Genomic DNA, 13,321 nt, shown 5'->3' with positions numbered 1-13,321 from the left:
AGTGCAATTTTGAAAGAATAATCTTTCAATATCTAGTGATGATGCGTCTAAGGGTTACACCCGTACCCATACCGAACACGAAGGTTAAGACTTAGACGGCTGATGGTACTGCACGGGCGACTGTGTGGGAGAGTAGGTGGTCGCTAGGTAAATGTGGCTAGATAGCTCAGTCGGTAGAGCAGAGGACTGAAAATCCTCGTGTCCCTGGTTCGATTCCTGGTCTGGCCACCAAAAGCATAGTACTTAGTACTATGCTTTCTTTATTGTTAAAGGAAATTATAAAGTTTTCAATCTAACTAAAAATAGAGAGTTCAAAGGCTAAGAATTGATTTAATTCTTAGCCTTTAATTATATACATGTAACATAAGTATATAGATATATATCTTACATATTTTTTAATATTTCTAATACTTCGCTTATGTGATCTTTAACCTTAACTTTTCTGAATTCTTTTACTAGGATCCCATTTTCGTCAATTATAAAAGTGCTTCTTTCAATTCCAAGGGACTTCTTGCCATACATATTCTTTTCTTTTATAACATCATATATGTTACATACTTCTTGATTTTCATCACTTAATAATATAAATGGTAATCCTAATTTAGTTATGAATTTATCATGAGAAGCTAAGGAATCTCTAGAAATTCCTAAAACTATAGCATTATAGTCTGAAATTTGCTGATAATTATCTCTAAAATCACAAGCTTCATTTGTGCAGCCAGGTGTATTATCTTTAGGATAAAAATACAATATTACTTTCTTACCCCTATAATCACTTAATTTATGAATATTTCCATCGGAACCTGCGATAGAAAAGTCTTGAGCCAATGTATTTAATTCCATTGTTATATAGCACCTCCAAATAGTGTTTGTAATTATTATATAATAATTATTATTATATATCAACAATGTAATTACATAATATAGAAGTTCTGTGTAAAATCAGTGATTATAATTACATTTGTGAGTTGGTTAGTTATATAGAGGTACAGAAAAGTACAAAATTTTTATACCAATTAAACTTAGAGATTTCAATAGTTTTATTACAAGTTTTTATAGAATGTAAGCTACAATGGAGATTTACTTAGAGAGAATTTATATGTCAAGGTGACTAGCAATAAAAAATATGAATATTAACCTATTTGTGATATGATTATAAAGATTAAGATTTTACTCAGAAAAGGAGATTATTTATGGATAAGAATATATTAGCTGTAGTTGGCGGAAATGAAATAACTGAAAAAGATCTAATGGATGTTATAGAAAGATACCCTGAAAATAGAAGAGGGGTTTTCGCAAGTGAAATGGGCAGAAAACAATTATTAGAGCAAGTTATAAGCTTTGAATTGTTATATAAATTCGGGGTAGATAATGAATTTGATAAATCACAAGAATTTTTAAGTCAAATGGAAAAAGTTAAGAAGGATATATTGACTCAGATAATAATAAATAAAGTGCTTTCAGAAGTGACAGTAACTGATGAAGAAGCACTTAAGTATTATGAAGATAATAAGGAAGCTTATATGGAACCAGAGACTGTTTCGGCTAAGCATATACTTTTAGATTCTGAAGATAAATTGAAGGAAATAAGAGAAGATATACTTTCTGGAAAGAAATCTTTTGAACAATCAGCATCAGAATATTCAACTTGCCCTTCAAGCGAACAAGGTGGAGATTTAGGAGCATTCTCAAAGGGAATGATGGTTCCAGAGTTTGAAGAAGCAGCATTTAATTTACCTGTAGGGGAAGTAAGTGAACCAGTAAAAACTCAATTTGGATTCCATTTAATAAAGGTAGCTTCAAAGAACTCAGCTGTTGTTAAAAGCTTTGATGAAGTAAAGAAGGATGTAGTAAATGAATTAATTCAACAAAGACAAGAGAGAAAGTATCTTGATTTTGTTCAAGAATTAGCTGCTAAATATGGTGTTGAAAGAAAGTAAAATATTAAGAATTAAAATGTTAATTTGAATTAAAGAAGCGGTAAAGTATTACTGCTTCTTTTTTATTGTAGAGAAAAATATATAATTTAAGTATTTTATAGATAAATATATAAGTTTGTAATAAAATTATTAAATAGGAGTTAAAAAGGAGAAGGTTGTTAATATGTATGAAGGAAAATTGGAAGTTCTTGCGATAATACCAGCTAGAGGAGGGTCTAAGGGAGTACCTAAGAAGAATATTAAGTGTTTGTTGGGTAAGCCCCTTATAGCTTATACAATTGAAGCCGCTAAGAAGAGCAAATATATAACTAGAGTAGTAGTTAGTACTGATGATAGTGAAATTGCAGATATAAGTAGGCAATATGGAGCAGAGGTGCCATTTTTGAGACCTAGCGAACTTTCCACTGATTTATCGCCAACGAATGATGCTATATTACATGTAGTAAGTGAATTAAATAAAACTCAGGGGTACAAGGCTGATATAATATGTCTGCTACAATGTACTTCGCCATTAAGAGATTACCAGGATATTGACGAAACTATTGATAAAATGCTTAGTACAAAATCAGATGCGGCGGTTTCAATATGTGAAGTGGAATGTAATCCATACTGGACTAATGTATTAGAGGATGGAAAGTTGAAGTATTTTTTAGATGAAGGTAAAAAGATTACACGAAGACAAGATTTACCACCAGTGTACAGACTAAATGGTGCAGTATATGTAGTGGATACAGAAGTATTCTTAGAGAAGAAAACTTTAGAACCAGATAATATTACTGGATATATAATGGATAATAATAAATCAGTAGATATAGATACTGCAATTGATTTTAAGATGGCCGAACTACTATTAAAGGAACAACTTGTTAAATAGATATCTAATAATTTGTAAATGGAGTGAATTTATTTATGGGAGTATATATAATAGCTGAAGCAGGAGTAAATCATAATGGAGATATACACTTGGCTAAAAGACTAATAGAAGCTGCAAAATACGCCGGTGCAGATGCAGTTAAGTTTCAAACTTTCAAAACTGAAAAGATAATAGGAAAATTTGCACAAAAAGCAGAGTATCAAGTAGAAAATACTGGAAGCGCAGAATCACAATATGATATGGTAAAGAAGTTAGAACTTACATATGATCAATTTACGGAACTTAGAGATTATTGCATTCAGAAAGAAATAACTTTTATATCAACTCCGGATGAGACCGATAGCCTCGATTATTTGGCGGATATAGGAGTTCCACTTATTAAGATAGGATCTACAGAAGTAACAAATCTGAAGTTTTTAAAGGAAATAGCAAGAAAGAAGTTACCAATAATTTTATCAACTGGAATGAGTACACTAGGTGAAGTAGAATTAGCTATAAATACTATATATTCTGAAGGAAATAGAGAAGTAACTTTAATGCACGCAACTACAGATTATCCTACAATGGCAGAGGATGTAAATCTTAAAGCAATGATAACAATGAAAGATGCTTTTAAAGTTCCTGTTGGTTATTCAGATCATACATTAGGGAATGAGGCAGCAGTAGCGGCAGTAGCATTAGGAGCTGTTGTAATAGAAAAACATTTTACATTAGATAAGAACATGGAAGGACCAGATCATGCAGCTTCTATGACTCCAGAAGAACTTAAGAGTTTTGTTTATGCAATTAGAACTACAGAAAAGCTTTTAGGAGATGGCATAAAGAAGCCAACTAAGAAAGAAGAGAGAACTATAGAAGCAGCAAGAAGAAGTATTGTAGCCTCAAGAGACTTAGAGGCGGGGATGGTACTAACAGAGAATATGATTGAATTTAAGAGACCAGGTACTGGTTTAAAACCAGAATTCATTAAATTTGTTTTAGGTAGAAAACTTAAGAATTCGCTTAAGGAAGACCAACTTATTACATTAGATGATATATAAAAAATATATTCCAAATGGAGTGAAAGTAATGAGAAAGATCGCAGTAGTAACAGGAACTAGAGCTGAGTATGGGTTACTAAAAAATATAATTGCTAAAATAGAGAACGATAATGATTTAGAACTAGCCTTAGTAGTAACAGGAACTCATCTTAGCGAAAAGTATGGCAAAACTGTAGAAGAGATAATCAATGATGGATTTAAAATATCAAAAAGTGTAGATATATTGATAGAAGATACTGACTCAAAGGTAAGAACTGCAAAAGAGATGGCAAAAGCTCTTGATAAGCTCACCGATGTATTTGACGAGGTTAACCCAGATTTATTATTAATATTGGGCGATAGATATGAAGTTTTTTCAGCAGCAGCGGCTGCTATGGCAATGAATATTCCAATAGCTCATATATCAGGTGGAGAGATAACAGAAGGAGCTATGGATGAACAAATAAGACATTCAATAACAAAGATGGCGCATATACATTTTCCAGGTGCAAAGGTTTATGCAGACAACATAAAAGCTATGGGAGAAGAATCTTGGAGAGTCTTTAATGTTGGTGATCCAGGTATAGAAAATATAAAATTAACCAAATTAATGAGTCAAGAAGAATTAGAAAAACAATTAGGTGTTTGTGTAGATGAAGATACTATATTGATCACATATCATCCAGTTACATTAGAGATAAATCAAGTTGGTGAACAGATATCAAATTTGATTGAGGCATTGAGTCAAGTAGATAAAAAGATGATTATAACATATCCTAATGCAGACAATGGGGGAGACATTATAATCGAGGCTATAGAAGCATTTAAGGATAAATATCCAGATAAGGTGTTCTTACACAAGAATCTTGGAAGTCTTAGATACTTAAGCGTGATGAACTTATGTGGAGCAATTGTAGGAAATTCTTCTAGTGCATTAGTTGAAGCGCCATTCATGAAGAAGCCTGTTGTTAATATTGGTAATAGGCAAAAAGGAAGGTTAAAGGCAAATAATATAATTGATACTACTTATGATAGCAACGAAATATTAAGAGCTATAGATCAGTGCTTTAGTAATGAGTTTATAAGAGTTGTGAAAGATACCAGAAGTTTATACGGTGAAGGAAACACTAGTGATGAAATTGTTACGATACTAAAAACCATAGAGCTAGGTGAAAATTTAATAAAGAAAAAACTTAGATGGAGTTAAAATTATGGAGTATAATGCTATGAAACCTATAGGTGGAGAGTTTTGGTTCCAACTTGATGAGTTTAATAACAAAAATAAATCTGAAACTGAAGGAACTTTATTAAGTGGTGGGCAATCAGCAATAAAGTTTATTTTGGACAAAATAAACCTTGAAAAAGATGAGGTTATGTTATTACCGGCTTACTTATGTCCTTCTATACTTCAATGGTTTAATAAGAAACGTTTAAATATAGTGTTTTATAAGATAAATTCAGATTTATCCATAGACTTAGATTATCTACGTATGTGCGTTGATAAAAACAAAGTGAAAGCAATATTTTTCATTAACTATTTTGGATTTTATCACAATGATGATACTCTAACTCAATTAGAAAAATTTAAAAATGATGGTATTATTTTAATTGAGGATGCGGTACAAATGTTGTGGAAAGAGCCATCTAAAAAGTTTATTGGTAATTTTGTTTTTAACAGTCTAAGAAAATTTGTTCCTATAGATGGAAGTATAGTAGTTGGATGCAGTGATAAGTTAAAAACAGAAGAGGTTGATGATTATCTATCTTTAATGTATAAGGCTAGAATGAGCAAAACCTTATACCAATGCTTTGGCATAGGAAAAGAGGAAGAATTTCTTGGTATTTTCAATAGTGCTGAGGAATGTTATTATAAAAGAGAAGAATATCAGCTTATTGATAAGCAATCATTGGATTTAATTAATAGATTAGATATAGAGTTCATTAAAGATAGAAGACAGGAAAATTATATATATCTTATTAATGAATTGAATAACCATGGTGTTAAGTCACTTTTTCAATATTCTGATGGAGCAATTCCAGTAGGATTACCTATACTTGTAAATAATAGAGATGTTATACGCAAAGAGTTAAGGAGAAAAAACATATATTGTCCTGTTCATTGGGATATAAGAAATGAATATTGGGTTAAGGATTTTACTGATAGCTATAATATAGCAGATAAGATTCTTACTTTGCCTATTGATCAAAGATATGATAAAGTTGATATGGATAGGCTTATAGGGGAATTAGTAGGTTTAATCGAACAATATAAGTATTAGCAATAGGGTGGTTTTTATGATTAGAATTATTACTGATAAAGAGACTTGGGATAATGTATTAAAGAAATTTCCTGAAGAGCTTAGAGATATTTATTATTCATATAAGCACTTTAACTTAAGCTGTACAGTGGAGAGTGGAAGTGCAGAAGCTTTTTATTATGAAGAGGAAGATAGAATGTTTTTTTATCCTTATATAATAAATAAGATTGATGGATATGATTTGAACGAAGATTATTATGATATACAAACTCCATATGGATATGGTGGGCCTATAATTAACGAATTTAATGATAAGTTTATGGAAAGGGCAGAAGGTGCCTTTTTATCGTATTGCAAGGAAAGAAAAATAGTATGTGAATTTATAAGATTCCATCCTTTAATTAAAAATCATAATATATTTTCTGCAGATATAGATGTTGTAGAAAATAGGAAAACCGTTTTTATAGATTTACAACAGAGCATAGAAGAATTATGGACAAATTCTGTATCATCAAAGAACAGGAATGTTATAAGGAAAGCAGAAAAAAATGGTTTGACAGTTAAAGAGATTAAAGATATGAAAGTGTTTCAGGATGTGTATATGAGCACTATGACTAGGATAGGAGCAGATGAGTTCTACTATTTTGATGATAACTATTTTGATTTCATGAGTATGAATAGTGAATATAAGATATTGGGGGTAGAGTATGGAGATACTATTGTAGCCGCATCTATTTTTATGTCCTTTGGAGAGTATTTTCACTATCATTTAGCCGGAAGTTTAAAGGAGTATCAAAAGTTTAGTCCTAACAATATAATGCTCTTTGAAGCTATGAAGATAGGAAAGGATTTGGGACATAGGTTTATGTTTTTAGGTGGGGGGTTAAGTAATTCACTTGAAGATCCACTTTTCAAATTTAAGTCATCATTTTCTAAGAATATATGCGATTTTTATATAGGAAAAAGAATACATGATTCAGTAGTGTATAAAACTCTCATTGATAAATGGGAGGAAAGAAGTGGGAAAAAAAGCAAAATGCTTTTACAATATAGGTATTAAAAAATATACATTTAGGTGATTATATGAATAAAATAGAACAATTTTTTGTAAAGCCATATTCTTCAATTATACATACTTTAAACGTTATAGATGAAAATGCAAAAGGTATTGCTCTTGTAGTTGATGAGGATTTTAAATTGCTTGGAACTGTGACAGATGGAGATATAAGAAGAGCTTTAATAAGAGGAGATAATCTTAGATCTACTATTGACAGTATATACAATAAAGATTTTAAGTATGTATATGAAGATGAAAAAGAAAATTCTAACGAAATAATGTCAGAATATAAAATAAGATTTATACCTGTTCTTAATAGAAAAGGTGTGGTTGTCGATTTTATAGAGCCTGATAATTTTCAGTATATTAATGAAAAAAGAAATCCTGTGCTTATCATGGCGGGAGGCTTAGGGACAAGGCTCAGACCATTAACAGACGATATACCTAAACCTATGTTAAAGGTTGGGGATAAACCAATTCTAGAAACAATAATAGAACAATTTAAAGCTAAAGGTTATACAAATATTCTATTATCTGTAAATTATAAATCCGAAGTAATAGAAAATTACTTCAGGGATGGAAAAGATTTCGGGGTAGATATAACATACATAAGAGAAGAGAAAAGACTAGGTACAGGCGGAGCTATAAAATTAGCACAGCAATATCTTGATATGCCTTTTTTTGTGATAAATGGAGATATACTAACTAATCTTAATTTTGATAAGATGATGGCACTTCATCTAAAAAATAATTTTAATATGACTATTGGTGCTAGAAATTATGAAATACAAATCCCTTATGGAGTACTTAATGTAAATCAACTTGAGGTATCCTCTCTTGAAGAAAAACCGATAGTGAACTTTTTGGTTAGTGGAGGAGTTTATGCTTTAAGTCCTCAAGTATTAAAATTTATTCCTGAGGATGAGTTTTATAATATAACTGATTTAATAAATGTATTAACTAAGGAAAATTATAGTGTAGGTAGTTATCCTATCGAAGAATATTGGATGGATATTGGTAAGTTAAATGATTATTACCAAGCAAATGAAGATATAAAAAAGTTTTTTTGATATAATAAAATATGTTTAGATTAGTTTTCGTTTTGAGGAAGGAATGGATAAAGGTTATGAATATAGCGGGGAAAAAGGTAATTGTAACAGGGGCAGAAGGATTTATAGGTAGTCACTTAACTGAGAGACTTGTAGAATTAGGCGCGGATGTTACAGCCCTTGTACAATACAACTCTTTTAACAACTGGGGATGGATAGACACTTTTGATTCAAATGTAAAAAGTAGTATAAATGTAGTTACTGGAGATATAAGAGAATACGATGGTATAAAGAGGATTATAAAAGGAAACGAGATAGTATTTCATCTAGCTGCATTAATTGCAATACCTTACTCTTATCAATCCCCTATGGCTTACGTAAGAACTAATATTGAAGGAACTACCAATGTGCTTGAAGCCTGTAGAGAATATGATATACAAAAAATTGTGCATACGTCTACTAGTGAAACTTATGGTACTGCATTATATGTTCCAATCGATGAAAAACATCCAATGCAAGGACAATCTCCTTATTCAGCATCTAAAATTGGAGCAGATAAAATAGCTGAAAGTTTTTATAAATCATTTAACACACCAGTGGCAACATTACGTCCATTTAATACTTATGGACCAAGACAATCAGCAAGAGCAGTTATTCCTACAATAATAAGTCAGATATTAGCTGGTAAGAGTGAAATAAAGCTTGGGGATTTATCTCCAACTAGAGATTTTAACTTTGTAAAAGATACTGCAGAGGCTTTTGTTAAGGTTGCAGAAAGTGATAATACCGTTGGGGAAGTTATAAATGCAGGATCAAACTATGAAATAAGTATAAAAGATACGATTGATTTAATTGTTAAAATAATAGGAAAAGATGTAAAGATAATTTGTGATGAACAAAGGTTAAGACCAAAAAATAGTGAAGTAAATAGACTTTGGGCTGATAATAGAAAAATAAAAGAATTAACTGGATGGGCACCAAAGTATGATATTGAAAGTGGATTAAGAGAAACAATAGAATGGATGAAAGACAATCTTCAACATTATAAACCAGATATCTATAATGTTTAATAAATTGGAGGCGATTTTATGATACCATTGTGTATACCTGAAATTAGGGGAAATGAGTGGAATTATGTCAAGGAATGTATAGATACATCATGGGTTTCATCAGTAGGAAGCTATGTGGATTTGTTTGAAAAAAAGTTTAATGAGTATGTTGATAGTAAAAGAGCTGTAGTCACCATGAATGGGACAGCAGCTATTCAGTTAGCTTTAATAGCGTTAGGAATTGGTGAAGGAGATGAGGTTATAGTTCCTTCAATGACATTTATTTCACCAGTAAATGCAATAAAATATGTTGGGGCTAATCCAGTGTTTGTAGATGTTAACAGGGATACTTATGTTCTTGATGTTGAAAAAGTAGAAGAACTTATAACAGACAAAACAAAAGCTATATTGCCAGTTCACATATATGGTCATCCTGTAGATATGGATAGTCTAATGAAAATAGCTGAAAAGCATAATTTATATGTTATAGAAGATGCTACAGAAGCTTTAGGATCTAAGTATAAAGATAAAATGGTTGGAACATTAGGACATGTAGGATGTTTTAGCTTTAATGGGAATAAACTTATAACTACTGGAGCTGGCGGAATGCTAGTAACAAATGATGAGGCATTAGGAGAAAGGGCTAAATTCTTATCTAATCAAACTAAGGTTACTTTAGAAAATAAAGCTTTTTATCATCCAGAAGTTGGCTACAATTTTAGAATGCCAAATCTACTTGCTGCCTTTGGGGTTGCACAATTAGAGCAAATTGATGAATATATAAAAGTGAAAAGAGATAATGCTTCTTATTACAATGAGCTATTAACAGCTGTTAAAGGAATAACTGTTCCAGTAGAAAAGGAATGGGCTGAAAACTGCTTCTGGCTATATTCAGCTTTAATTGAAGATGATTATAAATTAACAAGGGATGAATTAATTAAGGTATTGAGTGAAAATGGTATTGAATCAAGACCATTCTTTATGCCTATTCATGACATGCCTCCATATAAGGAATGTAAGCATGGAGATCTTACGGTAACTAATGAATTATATGCTAGAGGAATAAACCTTCCAAGTTCTGTTGGGCTTACTAAGGAACAGATTGAAATGGTATGTAGCGTTATAAAAAAATAGAATATAGCTTAATGTTGGGGGACAATATGAAAATCTTATATTTGGTCAATTCCAATGGTGATAAAAGTCAGCACGGTGCTTATAAAAAAATATTGCATGAAAAAGAATGCTTTGAAAAACTTGGACATGAAGTGAAATTGATTGTATTTCATACATCACCTATTGAATTTCCCAAGAGTGATGCAGATTTTATATCTTTAAATGATAATAACAATGGTGTATTAAATAAGATTACTTCTGGTAGGAAATTAAATAAAATGGTTATAGATGCGGCTAAAAATGAAAAGCCAGATGTAATATATTTTAGAGATAGGGGTGCTATATTAAATTTCTTCGATAAACTCTCTAAAATAGCACCTGTTTTTGTAGAAGTACAGTCTAATGTAATTGAAGAAAATAAAGTAACTAATAAAAAAAGATATATTTTAGAGGCTATATTGAAGCGAAGCTATTATAAATCTATAAAAGCTTTTGTGTGCATAACTAATGAATTGTATAAAAATGAAGTTAGATATAATAATAAGCCTGGATTTATACTTGGTAACGGTATTCTTAAAGAAGATTTAGGATTTGCTGAAAAGAAAGATATCAATAATAAAATTAATTTGATATTTGTTATTTCTCCAGGTCTTCCATGGCATGGAACAGAAAGATTGATAAGATCTTTTAACAATGCACCTAACAAGGACAAATTTGTAATCCATATAGTGGGTGAAGAAGATAGGTTTGGAGCAGGAAATGACCAAATCAAATTTTATGGAGTAGTAAACGATAAGCAAAAGTTAGATGATTTGTTTAGTATATCTGACATTGGGGTTGGGACTTTAGCTCTTTACACAAAGGAAATGAAAGAAGCTGCCCCACTTAAAGTAAGACATTATATTGCAAAAGGGCTTCCTGTAATAATTGCTTACGACGATGTAGATATTACTGATTCAGAATATTTTGTGTTAAAATTTGCAAATGATGATACAGACTTAGATTTTACAAGTATAGAACAATTTTATAAACGAACAAATGAAAGTAGAGTAAAAGGAAATATAAGTCAGTATGCTACAGAAGATTTGTTATGGTTGAAAAAGATAGAACAACTAAATTATTTTATAAACAGTATCTATGATATTGATACTAGTAACACATTAAGGAGTAATATTGATGGAAATATCACTGATAGATTTAAAGGCTCAGTATAACACAATATCAGATCAATTAAATAGTGTTGTACTAGATGTATTAGCATCAACTAATTATATAATGGGAGAGAATGTAAATAAATTTGAGAAAGAGTTCTCTGACTATTTAGGGGTTAAAAATGCGATATCTGTAGGTAATGGAACAGATGCATTGGTAATCGCAATGAAAGCATTGGGAATAAAAGAAGGAGACGAGGTAATCACAACACCATTTACCTTTTTTTCTACAGCAGAAAGCATATCTGCAATAGGAGCTATTCCAGTATTTGTGGATGTTAATTTAGATACTTTTAATATAGATGTAAAAAAAATTGAAGATAAGATAACTAAAAACACAAAAGCAATAATGCCAGTTCATATATTTGGACAACCAGCTGATATGGATGAAGTATTAGAAATTGCAAAAAGATATAATTTATATGTAATAGAGGACGCTTGTCAAGCAATTGGAGCCAAGTATAAAGGTGAAAAAGTAGGAGTTTTAGGTGATGTAGCTTGTTTTTCATTCTTTCCAACTAAAAACTTAGGTTGTGCTGGTGATGGAGGAATGATAGTAACTAATAATGATAACATAGCTACATTAGCTAAGGCATTAAGAACTCATGGTAGTGGAGAGAATGGTCAAAAAGCTTATAATCTAATAAATGGAACTAATGAAAAATTGGATGTAAGTAATAGTGGTAATGATACTGTATATAATCCATTAAAGTATTACAATTATCTAATAGGACATAACTCAAGACTGGATGCTATGCAAGCTGCTATTTTGAGAGTAAAACTTAAAGAGATTGATAAATGGAATGACAAAAGAAGAGATAATGCAAGATTCTATAATGAAAATATAAAAAATGAATCTCTAGTGAAGCCAACAGAAGCTGAAGGAAGACGACATGTATATCACATGTATATACTACAATCGGATCATAGAGAAGTATTTTTAGAATATCTGAAAGATAAAGGGATTGCAACAGGGGTGTACTATCCAGTACCGCTACATTTGCAAAAGGTCTATATAGAGTTAGGTTATAAAAATGGAGATTTTCCTAACACTGAATACCTTTCTAAAAGAACCTTTGCGATACCAATGTATGCCGAATTAACATTAGAGCAAAAACATTATATAGTAGATGCAATTAATGACTTTATAGGGAGGTAATTTAAATGAGTAAAGGAGATTATTTTATTCATGAATCTTCATACTTAGACGAACCTTCCAAGGTTGGCGATGGGACAAAGATATGGCATTTTTCGCATATAATGAAAGATTGTATTATAGGTGAAAGGTGTAATATAGGCCAAAATGTTGTTATATCTCCTGGGGTAGTATTAGGAAATGGAGTAAAAATACAAAATAATGTTTCTGTTTATACAGGGGTAATATGTGAAGATGATGTGTTTTTAGGTCCATCCTGTGTATTCACTAATGTAGTAAATCCTAGAAGTTTTATTGAAAGAAAAAGTGAGTATAAAGAGACTAGAATTTCTAAGGGGGCCAGTATAGGTGCCAATGCCACAATTGTTTGTGGCAATAACATAGGAAGATATGCATTAGTTGGAGCTGGTACTGTTGTTACTAAAGATATACCTGATTATGCTTTAGTTGTTGGAAATCCTGCACGAATAATAGGACATGTTTGCCAGTGCGGTGAAAGAATATATTTTGATAAACTTAATCAATGTACATGTGAAGCTTGTGGAAAAGATTATATAATAAACGATTGGACCGTATCTGCGAGGGGAGAATAATT

Annotated in this window: 13 protein-coding genes, 1 tRNA gene and 1 rRNA gene; 14 read left to right on the top strand and 1 reads right to left on the bottom strand. The window is 31.0% G+C overall.

The annotated features are described in order from the left end of the window. The first annotated feature begins 31 nt into the window (after positions 1-31). Both rrf and OCU55_RS18755 read left to right on the top strand, forming a co-directional pair. Positions 32-149: ribosomal RNA gene (rrf, locus tag OCU55_RS18760) — 5S ribosomal RNA — on the top strand. A 6-nt stretch (positions 150-155) separates the two neighbouring features. Beyond that, positions 156-231, top strand: a tRNA-Phe gene (locus OCU55_RS18755). Positions 232-384: 153 nt separating this feature from the next. Here the strand turns inward: OCU55_RS18755 and OCU55_RS18750 are convergent. After that, positions 385-843 (bottom strand): peroxiredoxin, encoded by a 459-nt coding sequence (locus OCU55_RS18750; RefSeq protein ID WP_261853822.1) that lies wholly within the window; start codon positions 841-843, stop codon positions 385-387. Between the two features lie 350 nt (positions 844-1,193). Here OCU55_RS18750 and OCU55_RS18745 point away from each other — a divergent pair, with 350 nt between their 5' ends. The 12 genes from OCU55_RS18745 to OCU55_RS18690 all read left to right on the top strand — a co-directional run bounded on the left by OCU55_RS18745 (position 1,194) and on the right by OCU55_RS18690 (position 13,319). Beyond that, positions 1,194-1,940, top strand: coding sequence for a peptidylprolyl isomerase (locus OCU55_RS18745; RefSeq protein WP_261853821.1), 747 nt, complete (start codon positions 1,194-1,196; stop codon positions 1,938-1,940). Positions 1,941-2,103: 163 nt separating this feature from the next. Beyond that, a complete protein-coding gene (locus tag OCU55_RS18740; RefSeq protein ID WP_261853820.1) occupies positions 2,104-2,814 on the top strand; it encodes an acylneuraminate cytidylyltransferase family protein in 711 nt (236 codons plus the stop codon). Between the two features lie 35 nt (positions 2,815-2,849). Further along, the gene (gene neuB, locus OCU55_RS18735; RefSeq protein ID WP_261853819.1) at positions 2,850-3,854 is read left to right on the top strand and encodes an N-acetylneuraminate synthase; all 1,005 of its coding nucleotides are present in this window, start codon (positions 2,850-2,852) and stop codon (positions 3,852-3,854) included. Positions 3,855-3,882: 28 nt separating this feature from the next. Then, positions 3,883-5,040 carry a UDP-N-acetylglucosamine 2-epimerase gene (gene neuC, locus OCU55_RS18730; protein ID WP_261853818.1) on the top strand — a complete coding sequence of 386 codons (1,158 nt, stop codon included), beginning with the start codon at positions 3,883-3,885 and terminating at the stop codon, positions 5,038-5,040. 4 nt (positions 5,041-5,044) lie between these two features. Continuing rightward, the gene (locus OCU55_RS18725) at positions 5,045-6,112 is read left to right on the top strand and encodes a DegT/DnrJ/EryC1/StrS family aminotransferase (protein WP_261853817.1); all 1,068 of its coding nucleotides are present in this window, start codon (positions 5,045-5,047) and stop codon (positions 6,110-6,112) included. A gap of 16 nt (positions 6,113-6,128) precedes the next feature. After that, entirely contained in the window at positions 6,129-7,151 is a 1,023-nt protein-coding gene (locus OCU55_RS18720; protein ID WP_261853816.1) for a lipid II:glycine glycyltransferase FemX, read from the top strand. Between the two features lie 23 nt (positions 7,152-7,174). Further along, positions 7,175-8,218: a nucleotidyltransferase family protein gene (locus OCU55_RS18715; protein WP_261853815.1), complete on the top strand. Its 1,044-nt coding sequence runs from the start codon at positions 7,175-7,177 to the stop codon at positions 8,216-8,218. Positions 8,219-8,274: 56 nt separating this feature from the next. After that, positions 8,275-9,267: an NAD-dependent 4,6-dehydratase LegB gene (locus OCU55_RS18710; RefSeq protein WP_261853814.1), complete on the top strand. Its 993-nt coding sequence runs from the start codon at positions 8,275-8,277 to the stop codon at positions 9,265-9,267. Between the two features lie 18 nt (positions 9,268-9,285). Beyond that, entirely contained in the window at positions 9,286-10,380 is a 1,095-nt protein-coding gene (locus tag OCU55_RS18705) for a LegC family aminotransferase (protein ID WP_261853813.1), read from the top strand. Between the two features lie 26 nt (positions 10,381-10,406). Continuing rightward, complete coding sequence (locus OCU55_RS18700) at positions 10,407-11,573, top strand: glycosyltransferase family protein (RefSeq protein ID WP_261853812.1); 1,167 nt, start codon at positions 10,407-10,409, stop codon at positions 11,571-11,573. After that, a complete protein-coding gene (locus OCU55_RS18695) occupies positions 11,536-12,729 on the top strand; it encodes a DegT/DnrJ/EryC1/StrS family aminotransferase (RefSeq protein ID WP_261853811.1) in 1,194 nt (397 codons plus the stop codon). Before OCU55_RS18700 ends, OCU55_RS18695 begins: the two co-directional genes overlap by 38 nt. 5 nt (positions 12,730-12,734) lie before the next feature. Then, complete coding sequence (locus tag OCU55_RS18690) at positions 12,735-13,319, top strand: acyltransferase (protein ID WP_261853810.1); 585 nt, start codon at positions 12,735-12,737, stop codon at positions 13,317-13,319. The last annotated feature ends 2 nt before the right edge of the window (positions 13,320-13,321 follow it).

The sequence above is a fragment of the Clostridium folliculivorans genome, from assembly GCF_024341905.1.
In the GTDB taxonomy this organism is placed as follows: Bacteria; Bacillota; Clostridia; order Clostridiales; family Clostridiaceae; genus Clostridium_AR; species Clostridium_AR folliculivorans.
This window is presented reverse-complemented; position numbering and strand designations above follow the sequence as displayed.